This is a genomic window from Nitrosomonas communis, assembly GCF_900114745.1.
GTDB lineage: Bacteria > Pseudomonadota > Gammaproteobacteria > Burkholderiales > Nitrosomonadaceae > Nitrosomonas > Nitrosomonas communis_A.
In genome coordinates, this window is record NZ_FOUB01000008.1 from 57,099 (window position 1) to 75,477 (window position 18,379).

14 protein-coding genes and 1 pseudogene are annotated in these 18,379 nt (G+C 44.0%); 11 read left to right on the plus strand and 4 right to left on the minus strand.

Features of this window, described 5'->3' with window-relative positions:
* The first annotated feature begins 361 nt into the window (after positions 1-361).
* On the plus strand, positions 362-2,461 hold the full coding sequence (glgX, locus tag BM122_RS05290) for a glycogen debranching protein GlgX (protein WP_074904291.1): 2,100 nt from the start codon (positions 362-364) through the stop codon (positions 2,459-2,461).
* Positions 2,462-2,786: 325 nt separating this feature from the next.
* On the opposite strand, the gene BM122_RS05295 is transcribed toward glgX, so the two are convergent.
* Positions 2,787-3,344 carry a c-type cytochrome gene (locus tag BM122_RS05295; RefSeq protein ID WP_074904293.1) on the minus strand — a complete coding sequence of 186 codons (558 nt, stop codon included), beginning with the start codon at positions 3,342-3,344 and terminating at the stop codon, positions 2,787-2,789.
* A 758-nt stretch (positions 3,345-4,102) separates the two neighbouring features.
* Entirely contained in the window at positions 4,103-4,390 is a 288-nt protein-coding gene (locus BM122_RS23150) for a hypothetical protein (protein ID WP_177198050.1), read from the minus strand.
* Between the two features lie 294 nt (positions 4,391-4,684).
* On the opposite strand from BM122_RS23150, the gene BM122_RS05305 reads away from it, so the two are divergent.
* From BM122_RS05305 to BM122_RS05320, 4 genes and pseudogenes are all read left to right on the plus strand, one after another.
* Complete coding sequence (locus tag BM122_RS05305) at positions 4,685-7,507, plus strand: AMP-binding protein (protein ID WP_074904294.1); 2,823 nt, start codon at positions 4,685-4,687, stop codon at positions 7,505-7,507.
* A 42-nt stretch (positions 7,508-7,549) separates the two neighbouring features.
* Positions 7,550-8,698, plus strand: a pseudogene (locus BM122_RS05310) (IS256 family transposase).
* A gap of 215 nt (positions 8,699-8,913) precedes the next feature.
* Positions 8,914-9,597, plus strand: a complete 684-nt coding sequence (locus tag BM122_RS05315; protein ID WP_074904296.1) for an IS701 family transposase — start codon at positions 8,914-8,916, stop codon at positions 9,595-9,597.
* Positions 9,598-10,152: 555 nt separating this feature from the next.
* Positions 10,153-10,626 carry a Slp family lipoprotein gene (locus tag BM122_RS05320; protein WP_074904297.1) on the plus strand — a complete coding sequence of 158 codons (474 nt, stop codon included), beginning with the start codon at positions 10,153-10,155 and terminating at the stop codon, positions 10,624-10,626.
* Between the two features lie 763 nt (positions 10,627-11,389).
* Here the strand turns inward: BM122_RS05320 and BM122_RS05325 are convergent.
* Together BM122_RS05325 and BM122_RS05330 are read right to left on the minus strand one after the other, a co-directional pair.
* The gene (locus BM122_RS05325; protein WP_074904299.1) at positions 11,390-12,097 is read right to left on the minus strand and encodes a winged helix-turn-helix domain-containing protein; all 708 of its coding nucleotides are present in this window, start codon (positions 12,095-12,097) and stop codon (positions 11,390-11,392) included.
* Positions 12,098-12,343: 246 nt separating this feature from the next.
* Positions 12,344-12,790 carry a phosphate-starvation-inducible PsiE family protein gene (locus BM122_RS05330; protein ID WP_074904300.1) on the minus strand — a complete coding sequence of 149 codons (447 nt, stop codon included), beginning with the start codon at positions 12,788-12,790 and terminating at the stop codon, positions 12,344-12,346.
* Positions 12,791-13,170: 380 nt separating this feature from the next.
* Between BM122_RS05330 and BM122_RS05335 the strand changes: the two genes are divergently transcribed.
* The 6 genes from BM122_RS05335 to BM122_RS05360 are packed head-to-tail and all read left to right on the plus strand — an operon-like array spanning position 13,171 to position 18,344.
* Positions 13,171-13,938 carry a DUF3450 domain-containing protein gene (locus tag BM122_RS05335; RefSeq protein ID WP_074904330.1) on the plus strand — a complete coding sequence of 256 codons (768 nt, stop codon included), beginning with the start codon at positions 13,171-13,173 and terminating at the stop codon, positions 13,936-13,938.
* On the plus strand, positions 13,935-15,452 hold the full coding sequence (locus BM122_RS05340) for a MotA/TolQ/ExbB proton channel family protein (RefSeq protein WP_074904302.1): 1,518 nt from the start codon (positions 13,935-13,937) through the stop codon (positions 15,450-15,452). The genes BM122_RS05335 and BM122_RS05340 overlap by 4 nt, the downstream gene beginning before the upstream one ends.
* Positions 15,453-15,483: 31 nt before the next feature.
* Positions 15,484-16,110 carry a MotA/TolQ/ExbB proton channel family protein gene (locus BM122_RS05345; RefSeq protein ID WP_074904303.1) on the plus strand — a complete coding sequence of 209 codons (627 nt, stop codon included), beginning with the start codon at positions 15,484-15,486 and terminating at the stop codon, positions 16,108-16,110.
* On the plus strand, positions 16,107-16,511 hold the full coding sequence (locus BM122_RS05350) for an ExbD/TolR family protein (RefSeq protein WP_074904305.1): 405 nt from the start codon (positions 16,107-16,109) through the stop codon (positions 16,509-16,511). The genes BM122_RS05345 and BM122_RS05350 overlap by 4 nt, the downstream gene beginning before the upstream one ends.
* A 7-nt stretch (positions 16,512-16,518) precedes the next feature.
* A complete protein-coding gene (locus BM122_RS05355) occupies positions 16,519-17,157 on the plus strand; it encodes an energy transducer TonB (RefSeq protein ID WP_074904307.1) in 639 nt (212 codons plus the stop codon).
* A gap of 20 nt (positions 17,158-17,177) precedes the next feature.
* Positions 17,178-18,344 carry a tetratricopeptide repeat protein gene (locus BM122_RS05360; protein ID WP_074904309.1) on the plus strand — a complete coding sequence of 389 codons (1,167 nt, stop codon included), beginning with the start codon at positions 17,178-17,180 and terminating at the stop codon, positions 18,342-18,344.
* Positions 18,345-18,379 lie beyond the last annotated feature (35 nt).

Below are 18,379 nucleotides of genomic sequence, written 5' to 3' on the forward strand. Positions count from 1 at the left end.
CGACAAGCGCAGCCTACAAAAATGTAGAAAATCTATCTATACGCATGGCGCCCGTTCGAGCGCTGCATCCGACAAACTATGTATGCCATTGACCCAGCAAAATTGCCTTGAACATCATCAGCGCGTCAAACGGTTCCTATCCTCTACCTTCGATCGTTCACGTTGGTAAATCGTTCACGTTGGGATAAACCGCTAAGATTCAGCCGTAACTTCTCCCGAGCAATTAGGACATCACTCTTATACCTCGGGTTGCCTGTTTGATGGTCAACAAGCGAAATTATAGCCCTAGCACAAAGGGAACTATTAGGGTTAATATAATAAGTTATATATACGAGCAAATTTCAATCTTTTTAGAAAAAATATGAAAATCTGGCCAGGACAGCCTTATCCTTTGGGAGCCGTTTATGATGGCTCTGGAACGAACTTCGCAGTATTTTCAGAAATCGCGGAACGAGTCGAGCTGTGCCTTTTTGATGAAAAAGGAAAAGAACAGCGTATTGATTTACCCGAAGTAACAGGCTATTGCTGGCACGGCTATGTGCCATTCATTGAGCCGGGCCAACGTTACGGTTTTCGCATCCATGGACCTTGGGATCCTGCCAAAGGTCAGCGTTGTAATCCTGCCAAGTTGCTGCTCGACCCATACGCAAAGGCAATCGATAGTCAAATTCAATGGAATGAAGCTGTTTTTCCATACCGTTTTGGCAAGGGCAACGAAGTTAGAAGTACCAGCAATAGCGCGCCTTACATGCCACGCGGCGTGGTACATCAGCCTCATTTTGATTGGAATGGGGATCGCAGGCTGCAAATTCCCTGGCATGAGACCATCATCTATGAGACCCATGTCAAAGGTCTTACTAATCGGCATCCGGACATTCCGCCTGAGATACGAGGCACTTACACTGCTCTAGCCCACCCAGTAATCATTGATTATTTCAAACAGCTTGGAATAACAGCAGTCGAGCTCATGCCCATCCATCACTTCATCCACGACAAGCATCTGATGGACCAAGGTTTACGAAATTATTGGGGATACAATTCTATTGGTTACTTCGCACCCCATAGTGAGTATGCATCCCGAAAACGCCCTGGTGCAGCTGTGGCTGAATTCAAACAAATGGTCAAGGCACTGCATCAGGCTGGAATCGAGGTAATTCTGGATGTGGTTTATAACCATACGGCGGAGGGAAATCATTTCGGTCCGATGCTTTCTTTCAAGGGTATCGATAATGCGTATTATTACCGACTTACTGAGGATCAACGCTATTATCAAGATTACACTGGCACTGGTAACAGCCTGAACATGCGCAACCCTTTCGTACTACAACTCATCATGGATTCTCTACGCTACTGGGTGTTGGAAATGCATGTGGATGGATTCCGCTTTGACCTGGCTGCCACTTTAGCACGTGAACTGCATGATGTGGACCGCCTTTCCGTATTCTTTAATATCATTCAGCAAGATCCGGTCATCAGTCAGGTGAAGCTTATTGCTGAACCTTGGGATGTCGGAGAAGGGGGATATCAGGTGGGTAATTTTCCCCCGGTATGGAGCGAGTGGAATGGGAAATACCGAGACTGTGCACGCGATTTTTGGCGCGGTGAGAATCAAACGCTCGGAGAGTTTGCCTCTCGCTTTACAGGCAGCTCTGATCTTTATGAGAAAACCTCTCGCCTGCCCTACGCCAGCATCAACTTCATCACTGCTCATGATGGTTTCACTTTAAATGATCTCGTTTCCTACAATGAAAAGCATAATGAAGCCAACGGTGAGAAAAACAATGATGGTGAAAGCCACAATCGTTCGTGGAATTGCGGTGCGGAAGGTAGAACAGATGACCCAAATGTACTCCAACTACGCAAACGCCAGCAGCGAAACTTCCTTGTCACGCTATTCCTATCGCAAGGCGTACCGATGCTGCTCGGAGGTGATGAAATCAGCCGCACGCAACAAGGTAACAATAATGCCTATTGCCAGGATAGTGAGGTTGCCTGGTACGATTGGGAAAATGCCGATAAAGAATTAGTCGCTTTTTGCCAGAAACTCATCGAATATCGCAAAAACCATCCAGTTTTTCGTCGGAGACACTGGTTCCAAGGCCAGCCCATTCACGGCAGCGAAGTAAAGGACATTGCCTGGTTTACCTTAGAAGGTGCACAGATGTCTGAAAACGATTGGGGCCTGGGATATGCCAAGTCGCTTGGTATTTTCTTGAACGGCGCAACCATCCCGAACCCCTACCCACGCGGCGAACCGGTAAAAGACGACAATTTTTACATAATTTTCAATGCTCACCATGAAGCGCTAACTTTTACTCTCCCCGGAACTGAGTGGGGGATACTTTGGATAAAGGAGCTAGACACCAACGTTGGCTGGCTGGAAAACAAAGAATCGTTTAAAGCAGAAAGCCAGATCAATGTGGAAGGACGCTCGGTGGTAGTGCTGCGTCATGCCTCTTGAATCCATCGCCAATGTGATTACAGTCCTCGCACGGCTTTTATCCTTAAACCTAGATTCCTCAATTGAAATTTATTTGATACGCCGCCGCAATTCAATGTTACCCTTAGTTTCAAACTTAAAACGGTAACTGCTCTTCAGTTACCGTAAATAAGCAGGAAGCGAAGCGCGGCAACAGTTTCAGTTGATTTTGATCATTTTATTAAAATCTCACCTGATTGGCAATGCCAAGAATTTATCAAAACACCTTAATCTATATGATTCATAAGTAATTTAATGTGATTCAACTGAGGAAAATAGGTTAAATGATACTCCCACATATCCTACATTAATGGTGGTCGTGATCATGATGATCGTGCATTAGATCATCACCATGCGCATCTACCAGTGCAGAATATTGTGCAGCAGTCATTCCATGGAGTTTCAAAAGAAAAGCAGTGATTGCCCAGATTGTTTCATCATTATGCGTAGGCCCCCAAGCGGGCATAGCCGTCATTTTGATACCATTTTTGATCACCCAAAAATATCTTTTGGAGAGAAATAATTTTTCACCTTCATCAGTTACGGGCTCTCTTTCATGAAATACAGGTGCTTGTGGGTAAAGACCGATTGCCTGTTCGGTGGGTTGCTTGCCGGGCGCTAAATGGCATTCGGTACACATGGCATGGTACTGCTTGAAACCTTTTTCAAGCATAACGTCATCATCAAGCACTGGAATTTCGATTTCTTTTGCGCGTGCATTTATCGAGCTATCACGAACCCAGCTGATCAGTTTTTCTGTGATCGCCCAATGTTTATCGGTAGCAGCAATGTTGTAGGCACCAGAATTTAATGCGATTAATATAAGCACGAGCACTGTCAGCGAAACGATGATTAGCAATTTCATTTTCCCCTCCTATGGTTATTCAGAACGATACATGATGACTATAACAATAAAGTATCACATCGACGCAAGCTTCGCGACGACCAAGATTAATTTAACCCAAATTCCTCCTCAGTTACTCACTCGTTCTGGGTTAATATTATGAATATAATAACCTTCTCTATAAATTTCATTCTCACCTTCCAAGTATTCTCGCTCCGGAATTAATTGCGAGATCTTGCAAGTACATGGCTGCGGTGCAACTCCTTGCCCTGTACTCGCAAAACCACACTCTTCATTCCACTCACCTAAGAATCTAGGTTAATTGAATTTTATCGATATTGTTTCTATAACACGGCGTCTGATTTGCTTTTGGTTGTGTTAGCAATGGCTGATTGTTATCACCAAATTTCAATAACAATATTAATCAGACCAAGATACGCTCTGAATGTTTTTCAATAAAAAGCAGACCATCGGGACATACCAACACCATCACAAGGACATCGGACATCATACCCTTACCGTGCAAAGTGCGATGATATCGATTCTTTTTTGCGTTAAGTGGATAAATTCTAGAAAGAATGAAGTGCTGAAATTTATAAACAGCAGTCACTTAAAAATAGTTAACTTACTGATTCTATATATATCGTGTTTAGCTCATAGCGAAGTAAATTCATTTTCTATCTCCATGATAATTTTGCTTGACAACGATTTATGCTAAGCGCACCATGTTCAGTGCAATGAGTGATTAAGACATGATAGCTTCTATTGTTTATTGATTCTCACTTACTCCCATTACTTTCTTCTTTCACATAATAGGAGAATTTCAGATGAAAACGATTACCATCGACCCATTTTGTTTCCGAATGTAGTGCAATCGAATGCATATAGAATGCATATATAATCTTAACCACAATTGCCACGCACGTGCCATTACCATCAGCGACAGTGTGCATCCCGGCTGCGACACATTTTTCCACAACAAGAACCACACCCAAGCCACTATGCGCGCGGCAGGGATTGGAGCCTGCAAAGTTGCAGCATGCAAGTTCTGATGACTTTGAATGCATAACCGAGAACATTTGGGTTGGTCGCAGTATGGATGAAATTAGCTGCCTCACATTCGTAGCGCGCTGATCTCACCCCCTGAGAAGAAGGATTTCAACAGTCTGTCTCAGTGATAAACTCGTATCCAATGCTAGTTGGTATGCTGTGACATATCTAGCTAATTGTCCGTGCATAATGATAGGTAGAATGTTGGAGTAATCTGCGCCTGTAATACCGCTTACTGGGCGCTGGATATTCACCCCAGAATGAGCCTCCAACTTTCTCTACTTCTGGGAAAGGAATAGAGTGAGAAGCAAATGCCTTTCAACACAGATTCTCAAAGCGATGTAGAAAAGCTGCTTGGCATTGTGCGCAACCTTGTTCATGAGCTGCGGCCGAATGAACCTGCTCCCAAACATCTCGGGTTAGATCATTCATTGGAGCGCGACTTCGGTCTAGACAGCCTGGCGCGCGTAGAGCTGCTAAGTCGCATCGAACGAGAACTGGGTGTAAAGCTTGGCGAAAAAGCGCTGGCCGAGGCCGAGACACCTCGTGATTTGCTCAAGCAGATTGCAGGTACGATTACTACCGAAACACCTACTCCAGTTGGAACAGCGAAGTTTGCAGAAACCCAGGTATATCCTCCTCCGCCGGAAACTGCGTCTACGCTGATCGAGATCCTAGACTGGCGTGTCGCGAGGCAACCTGAGCAGATTCATATCACGCTTTATGACGAAGAGGAGCATACCGAAGACATTACCTATCGCAGGTTGCAGGAGGAGGCCAAAGCGTTGGCTGCCGGCCTGCAACAGCTTGGGCTGGGTTCTGGCAAAAAAATAGCAATCATGTTGCCCACTGGGCGAGGATTCTTCGCAGCTTTTTATGGCGCACTCTATGCTGGCTGCGTACCGGTACCGCTGTACCCGCCGGGGCGGCCTTCGCAAATTGAGGATCACATGCGGCGTATCGCCGACATCATTGCCAATGCCCAAGCCAGCATTCTCATCACAGTTGAGCAAGCCAAACCACTGGGACACTTGCTGCGTGCGCAATGCGAATCACTCCGTATGGTCACAACCGTCGCAGATTTGTCTATCCGTGGAACGTCCCCCCCTTCTCCGAAGTTAGAACCACAAGATATCGCTTTACTGCAATACACTTCTGGCAGTACCGGCAGCCCCAAAGGAGTGGTACTAACCCATGCTAACCTACTCGCCAACTTGCAAGCGATGGCGCTTGCTTCAGGCATTACTGCTGCGGATACTTTCGTCTCATGGCTGCCGCTCTATCATGATATGGGACTGATTGCCGCCTGCATGGGTAGCCTCTATGTTGGATTCCGGCTAGTGCTGCGCTCGCCGCTCAGCTTCCTTGCCCGGCCAGCTTGCTGGTTATGGACGATCAGCCGGCATTGCGCCACAGTCTCAGCAGCTCCTAATTTTGCCTATGAGTTATGTGCCAATAAGCTCGATGATCGTGATCTGAATGGTCTGGATCTCAGTTGCTGGCGTCTGGCCTACAACGGAGCTGAGCCAATCAGTATAAATACAATAGATCATTTTGTTGCACGCTTCTCTCGCTATGGTTTCAGCCGTACCGCCATGATGCCTGTTTATGGTCTGGCAGAATCGTCTGTAGGACTGGCTTTCCCGCCAGCAGAACGCGGACCGCTGATTGACCACGTGGATCGTGATACGCTCTCACACACAGGGATCGCACGTCCTGTACAGGCTGACGATCGCTCTGCGCTGCACATCGTTTCCTGCGGCCTTCCTTTATCCGGTCATCAGATCCGCATTGTCGACGCTGACGGGCAAGTACTACCTGATCGTACGCAGGGGCGCGTGCAATTCCGCGGACCGTCGGCAACCAACAGCGGTTATTTCTGCAATCCCGAAGCGACAGCCCGCCTGTTTGACGGACAATGGCTTAATAGCGGTGATATGGGCTACATTGCGGTTGGAGAGCTGTATCTCACTGGGCGCGAGAAGGACATTATTATTCGCGGTGGGCATAATATTTACCCGCAGGAACTGGAGGAGGCGGTAAGTAAAGTACATGGCATACACAAAGGTGGGGTAGCCGTTTTTCCTGCCAGCAATACGCACGCTGGCACAGAACGCTTGATAATACTTGCTGAAACACGCGAAAGCAGCGCCAGGGAGCGTGAGCGGATAGTGACCGAAATCAACAACCTTGCCGTAGACTCGGTGGGACTGCCAGCAGATGATATCGTGCTAGTACCGCCGCGCACGGTGCTGAAGACCTCCAGTGGCAAGGTTCGCCGTACTGCTTGCCGCGAGCTTTATGAACAGGGTGCGATCAGCAGCACCCTACGCCCACTATGGTGGCAAATGATACGCCTTGGGGGTGCTGCAGCCATAGCGCGGATTATGCGTTTGCTGCGGCGCGGTGCTGAATGGGCATGGGGGCTGTGGGCCTGGGCAGTTTTTGTTGCTATTGTGCCCTTCGCCTGGCTGCTGATCGTGCTGGCGCCTGGACTTACTCTGCGACGGCACATCGCCCGGGCAAGTGCGCGCCTAGCAGTTGCGTTAACTGGTCTGAGACTGCGAGTGGAAGGCTTGCAGCATCTCGATAGGAAGGCGCCCATGATTGTGGTTGCCAATCACGCCAGCTATCTGGACGCATTACTACTTACCGCTGTACTGCCCGCTAAGTTCGCCTACGTGGCCAAACAGGAATTGCTGCGCAATCCAACAGCTGCTATCCCCTTGCGCCGGCTGGGCAGCGCATTTGTTGAGCGTTTCGATGACGCACGTGGTGTGGAAGATGTCCGTAAGGTGGAAGAGCGGGCACGCGCGGGTGAGTCTATAATTTTTTTCCCAGAAGGGACGTTTCGGCGTGAAGCCGGACTGATGCCGTTCAGAATGGGAGCATTTCTGACTGCTGCACGCACCGGTATCCCCGTACTACCAGTCACCCTGATTGGCACCCGCACCATGTTATGCGCTGAACGATGGTTGCCACGTCGAAGTAAGCTGAAAGTGCTGATTAGCCCACCCTTGCATCCATCGGGAAATGACTGGCAAGCCGCATTACAAATACAAAAAGCAGCGCGCCGTCAGATACTGGCAGAGCTGAGCGAACCTGATATTATCAAACAGGACTTGACATGGTAAAGATCTCGGCAGATCAACTACCAATAACAGGAAAACACCGCTATGACAGATAGTAATATTTTTAACTTGAACAAACCAGATCAAAATGCTCCGCTCCAGGAAATTCCTCGGGAAGGCGCGCGTAAGATGTGGGCTGCAGCCATTGAAGCTGAGGTAGCTGCCTTTATTGAACAACATAGCACTTTAAAAACTGATGAGGGAAAACTGGCAGTCGCCAGAAATGATTATTTACCAGAACGTCCGATTCAAACGGGGCTTGGCAACATTGAAGTTAAAGTACCGAAGGTGCGGGATCGCTCTGAATCAGGCATTAAGTTGAACAATAGGCTGGTGCCACCCTACTTGAAGCGCACCAGGAATATTGAAGAATTCTTGCCGCGGCTTTATTTGAGAGGAATTTCAACGGGGGATTGCTCAGAAACGCTGCAGCATCTGCTGGAGCCTGGGGGCACCCGGATTATCAGTGTCTATAGCAATGTACGCATCGACGATCGCGTATGTTTACTGGTGATGGTCGGCTCAGATGAAGCGGGACGTAAAGAGTTATTGGCATTATCCGACGGTTATCGTGAATCGGCAGCAAGCTAGCTAGGGGAAATGGTAATCCATTTGGAGCAACGAGGTCTTAAGAATGCACCTAACTTGACTGTGGGTGATGGTGCGCTGGGATTCTGAAAAGCGGTAGCCAAACTTTGGCCAGCAACGGACCAGCAACGCTGCTGGGTACATAAAACTGCTGATGTATTGGAAAACCTACCCAAAGCGATGCAACCCAAGGCCAAAAAAGCCTTGCATGATATTTGGCAAGCGAGTAACACAGGGAGAGGCTTCAAGCATTTCACCATTGTATATTGAGCGATTCAATCCCAAATATCCGAAAGCAATGGAGTATTTAGCTAAAGACAAAGCTTCCATGCTGGCCTTCTATGATTATCCTGCCGAAAATTGGCAACATATTAGAACAACCAATCCCGTTGCATCTGTCTTTGCTACCGTTAGATTGAGAACAGAGAAAACCAAGAATTGTGGTAGCAGGACAACCACATTGACTGGCGTTTAAACTCATGGAAACAGCACAGAAAAAATGGTTTCGTTTAAGAGGCTAACAAGCTGTTAGCAGATGTCATCTCTGGCTTTAAATTTGTTAACGGCATTAAGCAAGCAGGAGATCAAAAACAGGTGGCCGCTTGAATCTCCATACACCACATTTGACTATAGCTCAACTCAAGTTTAGACATTCTGCATCAAAGAACTGCTACCATTAAGGCAGAAACAAAGTAGCGATACGAGGCATAAAATTATTCACAAAATGTGCAAGAATCACTTGACAGAAAAGAAGGTTTGCACGGTCGCCGCCCTGCATACGCCAAAAACCCGCGTATGCAGGGCGGCGACATTGGAACAAGTTGACTATTGCGCTGGCATTAGTGTGCAGCCTGGCTCCAGTGATAATAAACAAGCCCGTCCGGTTGCTGTATGATGCCTGGTTCATGCGGGCAAGGCTGGTATTGCCGCTGCTGTCGCGAAAGATGCGGATCATCGGTCAGGTGCGATGCGATGCTGCATTCTTCATGCCGCCAGACGTATTGTCCAAGCCTCGAGGTGGACGATCCAAAACCTACGGGATCAAAATGACACCCGATGCGATCCGAAATTTACCGCTAACCGAAGTCAAGCTGACACTCTATGGCAAGGAGCAGTTGGTTCACCTGCGCACTGTGGTTGCAATAACGCGTTTTCTGACAGGAGCGCTGGTTCGCGCGGTATGGTACGACTTCTACGACACGGACAAACAGTATTGGTCAAAAACACGCTTGCTGCTGGCAACCGAAACGGAGTTGAGTGCCGAAGAAATACTGCATTTGTACGCACGCCGCTGGGGCATCGAACCCTTATTTCACAACTTGAAGCGCTGGTGGGGTGTGAACAATCTATGGCAGCAGAAATGCACTGTGCTGGAGTTATGGATGCAGATTCGCTCAACAGCGTGGACGCTGGTTCAGCTATTGAGCCTGGTTGCGGAAGAAGCTTTTCCTGTCGAGATCGTAGCGTCATGGCGCAACAAACAACCCCGACCGACGGCCTGGTAGCGCAGTGACTGCGCATAGAATTTTACTTTACTTGTTTTCAGGGACGGTTTCAACCGGAAGTCCTCGATATTCACTTGCCCAAAACAGCGTGGCGACCCCAGACTGGGAGTGTAACATCGTGTCACCAGCAGGTAATATCAATCTCACTCGTATCATTACCAGTTTGTGTCACCGTTCAGGCGACGCAAGGGTGGAGGGTGAATGTCTAAAGTAGAGTATAGCTCAAGAAGTTATAAAGTAAATAATTAACTCATTTCAATGTATCAAAAATTACGGATGTCATGAGATAGTAATGAGAGTGTAATGTTGAACTGTATAATGATCAATACTAAGTTTATTCCTGTTCTTAGCCACGGTGCCAGTTCTTATCGTTTTCTCCCTTTCGTTCTAGCTGGCACCTTTTTACATATTTTATCTTTGCAAGAACCATAAAGTTCGCATAAATGAAGGCTTTGACCAGATATTTCTCCAGTTCTCACGCGCTCTCATATATCCTCTACAAAAAAGAATTTTTACAATTAATAAGAAAGATTTGATATTTCTATGAGATTCTACTTGATTTTAATTAGCTTATTACTAAGTGCGTGCTCTACCCTGCCCCTCGCATTTGAAGATCCACATATAACAAATATTTCATATGCAGAGGTAAGCGCAGATATCGAAAGCTATAAAAATACTTTAGTACGGTGGGGTGGTGTCATTGGGGATGTCAAGAATGATGAAAACTTCAGCTGGATGGAAGTCATATTTTATCCATTGGATTATTATGGTCGCCCCAAAATAAATAAACCCAGCGAAGGACGTTTCGTCATTAAAAGCCCAGAATTTCTTGATCCAAAGAACTATGCTAAAAATAGAGAAATTATTACTGTAGGCGTAATTGAAGGTAAAACTGAGCATATAACCAGTTTAGATAGTTCAGAACTGCCATTGATAAAAGCCACAGCTATTCATCTCTGGCCTATAAATTACCGAGACAATTATTACGGACATTGCCGATTCTGCTATTTTATGCAATTATTCTGGTAGATGGAAAATTTTTCAGTAGAATGTCATTCCATTTCTAAATCAGAAATGACGCGAAGGCGAGCCGCAGACAGTATAGCTAATACGGCAAGGTGAAGCCGAAAAAGTCAGTTTTGATTTAGAAATGGAATAACAATGAAAGAATCTATCATTTACTAGTAAATAACCAATAGAAAATAAATATTTTCCCATCGCTATTAATTTGTACTCAAATGAATTAATTCTTGTTAGCCACCTCAATTAGTGAATGAGAATATTCTACAATGTTTCCCTATGCCATGAGCTTAGCTCACCCATCAAGAAGTTATACTGATTTTAAATTCAAGCTTTACTTACTTGAAAGGGATAATGAACAAAAGAGTCTCAGTGAATGCCAAAGATTCCCTTTCTCAATAATATTGGATACAAACATGAGTTAAGGTTCATAAAAATTCAGACCAAGAACAGCGCAACTAAACACTTTTCATTCCCTCGTGGAGGGTGTCAATCAATAATTTAATTTTGGCACCTCTAAAAATTCATATTTGCGAGCATCCGCTTCGCGGATTGCCTGCTTACCCCCCTTCATCACAATACTTCGTTGCTTACAAAAAATGTTTCCTTACCTATCAGTTATAGGCTGCGTCAACATTTTTTTTTCTCGCCTTGTCTTGTTTGGAACTCTGAATTTTTAGAGGCGCCCTTTTATCGAGTACCGGTTTAATGATAGGTTTCGGTTTGTACAATTCGTTTGTACAATTCTATTCTGAGCTAATATATAGTTAGTTTACTCTACAGAAAATCGATAACCAATTCCCCTGACTGTTTGCACCAGGTTTTCTTTACCTACTGCCTTAAGAGTAGTTCTTAGCCTGCGAATATATACATCGATTGTACGTTCTTCAATAAAAACATGATCACCCCATAATCGATCTTGCAGTTGTGCACGAGTGTGTACCCGTTCTCTATTTATCATCAAAAAATGCAAGAGGCGAAATTCAGTGGGCCCTAATGTAATTTCAGCCGGTTCTAGTTGCTCATCTTTGGTGTACACATGTACTCTGTGTGTAGTTGGATCAAGTTTTAATCCCCCCCATTGAATGATTTCATCCGCCATCTCTGGTAAACGCCGACGTAACACAGCTTTGATTCGTGCAATCAACTCATGAGGTGAAAAAGGTTTAATAATATAATCCTCCACATCAACTACCAAGTCAGCGATTATTTCACTCCCCTGATCTTGAGCAGTTAACATAAGAATTGGAATGGATTTGGTACGCTCTTCAATTTTCAACCTGCGTGCAAATTCTATCCCCTCCATACTTGATAATATCCCACCAATTATCACGAGATCAGGTAAAACATTGATGATTATTCTTTTAGCTTGCTCCACATTATCAGCACATAAAGCAATAAGACCTGCTCTTTTTAAATTGAGCGAAATCATTTCCTGGAGAATAGGTTCATCTTCAACTATTAGAATTGTTATTGTCATACATTATCTCATTCTTAATATATATAGCTAAAAGATGCTGAGATAATATAAATAAAATTTTACAAATTCGTGACAATAGCATGAAAACAATTTTTCATTTGATTTGTAATAGCTGATTAATTATTTGATTTATCATCTAAAATAAATTAACCAAATAAATAGAGGACAATCTACTTAATTTAGATTATGACCCTGCTAGTTCTCTCTAAGTAACTTAGTTCCTATTGTGCCTAGATGCCGATTGAATTAATCAACAGCATCCGGCGAGAAACGAATGGAAACAATACGCAGTAATGTCAGTACCGCAATCACAGCAATATGTAATCCCACCTCTGTCAATGTGGAAGCTTTATACCAAAGGCCGATTAGCTCTCCGATCAATACCACTAATGCAACATCGAGAATGAAAGTTACCTTTACACGTCCTACTGCCAGATAGGATTGTAATATTCGAATCAGTTCAAGCACTGCTAGGACCAGCACTACATCAATAATGATATGCTCGGCAACGTTTGCCCATCCATCATTGAAAATATGAGGCAAGTTTAGCATTAAATTGAGAATGCCTGCGCCTATCCACAAATAGAGCGCTAACATCAAGATGCCAACAATAAATTGAATAATTCGCAGATGCCAATCACTATCAATTAACTGAAATATATTCTTTCTTTTGAGTATTTCTTGATGAATCATTGATTCACTCCAATTAATGAATTGTCTAGGCTCTTATCTTAGTGATTCAATATAAAAGTTTTATGACGCTCTAGTAACTTTTTATTTTCGCCACACTCCGGCCACTCCGTCTCGCATCATCCACTTATCTTATAAAGAAAGAAGTTAAGCATATAGTTTTTCGCATTCATGAGTCTCACGTATTTTTAATTTTGAATAACTCATTGTATATATTCAGATTATTAGATAGATAACAAATGTTTGAAGCTTAATGTCATCTGATTGTAACGATAATGAAATATTCAACTTGTAGCATGCTGGCAATTGCTAATAAGGAATTGCGGTTTCAGATTGCATGCTCCCCATCTCACCTACTTAATTTATTTAACTTACTGGGATTTATGCTTGAATATTTGTTAAAAAAAATAATTTTATTTATCGGATTGATGATGTTGACTTCTGCGCATACAGCGATGGGAAGTAATTTGGAGAATTTGGCAAAGGCGCTGGCGAAGATCCGAGGCGAAGTCGAGACTCTGCAAACACAACTCGATACTGAAAAGGAGAAACACGGCAGCAGAATGTCTGCCCTCACTTCGCAACTAGCAGATCTAAGTGTTGAAGAAAGAAGGCAAAAACTCAGTATAGAGAAACTGCAAAATTCAATAGAAAAAATGAGCACCAACACCAAACAGGCAGAGCAATCGGGTGAAAGTCTGAGTCCCGTCTTAATTGAGATCCTGGCTAATTATAAACGCCATATTCAAACAGGTTTTCCATTTAAAACGGAAGATCGCATCAAGGCAATTGATGATCTTGAGAAGAATATCGCTAACAAGTTGGTTGACCCTAAAAAAGCAGTTAATCAAGCATGGTCCTTAATAGAAGATGAAATTCGCCTGAGTAAGGAAAATGGGATCTACCAGCAAACTATTTCGTTGAGTGGAGAAAAAACGCTGGTTGATATTGCAAAACTAGGTACAGTTTTCCTTTTTTTCCAAACCAGAGATAACCGGGTTGGGATGGCTAAAAGAGATAACGATAATGGCTGGAAATTTGAAACAGTTGATGACACGAGCAACATCGAGCGCATCACAAAATTATTTGACTCATTAAAGAAACAAATCCGCCAAGGTTATTTTGAATTACCGAACCCTCTAATAAAATGAAGAAAGTCCTATTTTTATCGTTACTGCTGATTGTACTGGGAAGTTCTGTCTATGCTGCCGAAGATAAAAACGCAGCCACTTCGCAAGCCACCGCTGCTTCTGACCCTGCAGTTAAGCAAGATAGTCCTTCAGATACGGGTAAACCACAAAAAAAGAACGCAGCAAAACAGGAAATAATCAATTTAGAAACTGCGTATAAACGCGAATATGCTTTCCTGGAAGCCCAGAAACGGGAATTGACTGAACGTCTGAAAAACTATCAAGTCGCCGCAGCCCGCGAAGAACAGAATCTTTCTAATAAAATCAGCGCACTTGAACGTAGTTCTGTTGAGCGCTCAACCAAAATTGATCAGCTCAACGCGCAATTGTCAGAAGCAGAACGCAAAGAAGCCGCTGTTACTGAACGCAATGATACTTTAGAGATAACCTACGCCCAGGCAGAAGCTACTCTTAAGAATCATGGTATTGAGATACCCGCATCCATTAAAGATACGCAAGATAACGATCCTGCCAAAGTAAATTATCTGTTTAAACAAGCATTGTCATTAATTCAGGGGTTGAGTGCAATCCAGACAAAGACTGGAAACTTTTTCCTGGAAAATGGCAAGCAAGCCCAGGGGACTCTTATTCATTTAGGCAATATCGCAGCATATGGTACCAGCGAAGAAGGTAGTGGCAGTTTAGTGCCCGCTGGCGGCGGAGATTTCAAAGTATGGAAAGCTTCCGGTGCGGAAAGCGCGGTCGCTTTAAGCAAAAATCAGCAACCTGATTTATTACAGCTATTTTTATTTGAATCACGTACTAATGCGATTGAAGAATCCTCCGAAAAGTCAGTATTGAGCATCATTGATTCAGGGGGTCCCATTGGTTGGGTTATCGTAGCGCTTGGAATCTTTGCTGCATTTCTTATCCTGGTTCGTGCGTATTTGCTTCAATCCAACAGTGCCAACACGCAGAAACTTTCTGATCAGATTATTCATCAGCTTGACGAGGGAAATTTGGAGGTAGCGAGAAAAAGCTGTGAAGATAATTCATCTGCTATCAGCCGGGTTTTGTCATACACATTAAATCATTTGAAAGATGATAGGGATCACATGGAGAGCATTGTATATGAAGCGATTTTGCAAGAATCCGGGCCACTGGATCGCTTCGGCTCGGCTATTCTAGTCATTGCTTCAGTAGCACCATTGCTGGGTTTGCTGGGAACAGTAACCGGCATGATTGAAACTTTTGACATGATTACCGAGTTTGGGACCGGTGATCCAAAATTATTATCCGAAGGTATTGCGATTGCCCTGGTAACGACAGAGTTGGGTCTCGTTGTCGCCATCCCAGCATTGTTGCTAGGTTCGGTATTGTCTGCCTGGGCGAAAAATATTAAGCGTGATATGGAGCATTCGGCACTCAGAATTACCAACATTTTCCTCAGCGGACCCAATTCAGTCGATTTGGGTGATGCAAGAACTCAGAACGTTTGTAATGATCCTTTAGCGCTGAATAATCGACCAGCTTAAAGAAAATTGCCATCAAGAGAGCAAGGTCCTGATGAATATTTCCGAATACTCACTGTTAATTAAGGAATTATTTGTTGCCGGCGGAATCGTCATGCCCCCACTGCTGCTTTGTATCTTATTACTTTGGTACGGAGTGGGTTATCGATTCTGGGTCATGAAAGAGCCTAAATCGATGAGTGTGCGTGATATGTTGCTTTATTACCAGGAGCATACTGAAAAACCTGCTAAAAACATTGTGGCACAGGCGATGCAGCAAGGCATCGCATTAAAGAAAAAAGGTGTCAGAAATCTCCGCCGTCACCTGGATGCGGCTTTCTACGAGTATGAGAGAGAAATTGGTAAATTTTCTGTTCTGATTCGTGTAATCGTTCTTATCTCTCCCCTGTTGGGTCTACTGGGAACCGTGATTGGCATGATCGAGACCTTTGATTCTCTGGCAACCATGACATTATTCTCCCAGTCCGGGGGTATTGCTGGTGGTATTGCACAAGCTTTATTTACTACTCAAATGGGATTAACTGTTGCGATTCCAGGTTTATTAATGAATAGCCTCCTGAACAGAAAGCTACGTCAAATAGAGCAGGATCTCTCTCAAGTCAAAGATCTGTTGTGTCATCAAAGAAATACTATCAAAAACTCAATGAGCCATAAATTATGAGAAGCAATGAATCCAACGAAGCCGAAGCCACGATTGATATGGCACCATTAATAGATATTGTTTTTATTTTATTGATATTTTTTATGGTAACGACGACCTTCGTTAAAGATATGAAACTGGAGTTGGAGCGACCTAAGGCGAGTAGTTCTGTCACCGCATCGAGCAAAGCTATCCGCTTATTTATTGATCGTAATGGCGATACTTATCTGGATGGTGAATTAGTACGTTTGTGGCTGATTCAAAGTAAGCTGCGTGATCTATTGAGTACCTCTTCCAGTAAAGTGATTCTAGTCGTAACTGATGAAGGTGTTCCTGCTGGAAAGCTAGTTGAAGTGGTAGACCAGGCCCGACTGGCAGGGGCAGAAAGTGTAGGGGTAGCAACTAAAAAAGAAGCGGGGTAATACCAATATGGAAAAGAATAAATTTAATCGACACTTGGCTGGAATTGTGTCGATGTTATTTGGTTTGATTGTGGTTTTTGGCCTGATATTGGTGATGAATCATTATATGGGAAAAATGGAGAAAACCCCTCCACAAGAAGTAACAGAAATTAGTATGACCAAAGAAATCAAGCAAGAACCTAAAAAAGAAATCAAGAAAATAGAACCAAAGAAACAAGTCACCCGACCTCAAGCACCTGCCCCTTTTAAAGGTCTTGATACAGCCCTATCTGGCATTGATTTGGGATTGTTAGGCCTGGATGATGGAAAGATGAGTGATTTGGACGATTCTTTAATTGGTAAAACAGCTAATACCGTAATGACCTCTGATCTGGTTGATGTCCCGCCTAAACCAATATCAAGAGGGGCTTTTAAATACCCGCCTGCAGCAAAGAAGAATGGTATTAAAGGCTATGTTGTCTTGTCAGTACTCGTTGAGACTGATGGCTCAGTCAATCAAGTACAAGTGCTGGAATCTAATCCCTCAGGGATCTTTGACGCTTCTGCACTGCAGGGCATTCGGTCCTGGCAGTTTGAACCGGCAAAGTACAAGGGTGAAGTTGTCAAAGTGTGGGCGAAGCAAAAAATTCGATTCGATTTATCTTGATTTAAAAAGCTGTGATTACTATGAAATACCTAACGGCCAGACCAATTGGCCATCTGATGGTCGTCATTATACTGGGATACTATTGCAGTATGAGTTGGGCTGCAGATAACAAATCACAACCAACAGACTTTCTAGAGCTTGCTGCCGTCATGCTAAAAGATGGTCATAGTGATCGCGCCTTACTAGCCTTGCAGAGCGTGGATCTGGAGGATAAAAAAACTGATCTGGTGAGATTTTATACACTGCAAGGCTTGGCTTATATGAATCTGAATGATTTTGCAGCAGCCAAAGACAGTTTGCAGCTAGCGGTTAAAAATGGACAGAACGATTCAGTCATTTTTGTCTATCTGGCGCAAGTTCATTATGCGCTCAAAGCATATCGGGATACGATCCAGTCCATTGATAAGGCGGGCGAACACGCCAGCAAAGCGATCTTAATCACTCTAAAGGCACAAGCTTATTGGCATTTGAAAGAAACAGCCGCCGCTATCAATGCACTGGATGAGGGTCAGAGATTACATCCAACAGATTTCAGTTTTCTTAGACGTAAGGTTTTTTATTTTGTTGAGCTCGGTTTATATCATGAAGCTACCCAATTGGGCAGGCAATACCTCAAGCAATCAAAGGCGGCTGCGGAGGACTATATCGCTATTGGTAATGCATTGCGTTTAAGCAAGCAATATCAGGAGGCGCTGGATATCCTGGAAATTGCTCGTCTACGATTCCCTGAGAATGAAGTGGTCGCAAAATTGCTGGCACACACCTATTTGGATCAGGGAAAACTCAATTCGGCTGCATTCATCCTTGAGCAAGCAGCTTTATTGAATCCAGGCCTACAAGCTGAAGCAGGAGAGATTTATCGGCGTGCAGGTCGTTTTCATAAGGCATTGACGCTGAATGAAAGCATCAGTGACCAGAAAATAAAACTTAAACAACGGCTATCCATTCTCCTTGCATTAAAGCAATTCGAACGTGCTGCAAATATGGAATCAAGTTTGTATCGGTCCGGATTATTGGATGATCAAGAAGTGCGTTATGCACTTGCGTATGCCCTATTTTCAAGTAGCCGTTTTTCAGAGGCTAATAAGCATTTGGATCATTTAAAGGATGCTGAGCTTTTCAGAAAAGGCACTGAGCTTCGTCGATTAATGGAAATCTGTAAAACTGAACCATGGCAATGCACTTAATTCTTGAGATGACAGAAATCAGACTGTGCCATGGC

Excerpts from the sequence above, each read along its gene's own strand:
- BM122_RS05295 (WP_074904293.1), bottom strand. The coding sequence starts at position 3,344 with ATGAAATTGCTAATCATCGTTTCGCTGACAGTGCTCGTGCTTATATTA.
- BM122_RS05305 (WP_074904294.1), top strand. The coding sequence starts at position 4,685 with ATGCCTTTCAACACAGATTCTCAAAGCGATGTAGAAAAGCTGCTTGGC.
- glgX (WP_074904291.1), top strand. The coding sequence starts at position 362 with ATGAAAATCTGGCCAGGACAGCCTTATCCTTTGGGAGCCGTTTATGAT.
- BM122_RS05330 (WP_074904300.1), bottom strand. The coding sequence starts at position 12,790 with ATGATTCATCAAGAAATACTCAAAAGAAAGAATATATTTCAGTTAATT.
- BM122_RS05335 (WP_074904330.1), top strand. The coding sequence starts at position 13,171 with ATGCTTGAATATTTGTTAAAAAAAATAATTTTATTTATCGGATTGATG.
- BM122_RS05350 (WP_074904305.1), top strand. The coding sequence starts at position 16,107 with ATGAGAAGCAATGAATCCAACGAAGCCGAAGCCACGATTGATATGGCA.
- BM122_RS05360 (WP_074904309.1), top strand. The coding sequence starts at position 17,178 with ATGAAATACCTAACGGCCAGACCAATTGGCCATCTGATGGTCGTCATT.
- BM122_RS23150 (WP_177198050.1), bottom strand. The coding sequence starts at position 4,390 with ATGCATTCAAAGTCATCAGAACTTGCATGCTGCAACTTTGCAGGCTCC.
- BM122_RS05325 (WP_074904299.1), bottom strand. The coding sequence starts at position 12,097 with ATGACAATAACAATTCTAATAGTTGAAGATGAACCTATTCTCCAGGAA.
- BM122_RS05345 (WP_074904303.1), top strand. The coding sequence starts at position 15,484 with ATGAATATTTCCGAATACTCACTGTTAATTAAGGAATTATTTGTTGCC.
- BM122_RS05340 (WP_074904302.1), top strand. The coding sequence starts at position 13,935 with ATGAAGAAAGTCCTATTTTTATCGTTACTGCTGATTGTACTGGGAAGT.
- BM122_RS05355 (WP_074904307.1), top strand. The coding sequence starts at position 16,519 with ATGGAAAAGAATAAATTTAATCGACACTTGGCTGGAATTGTGTCGATG.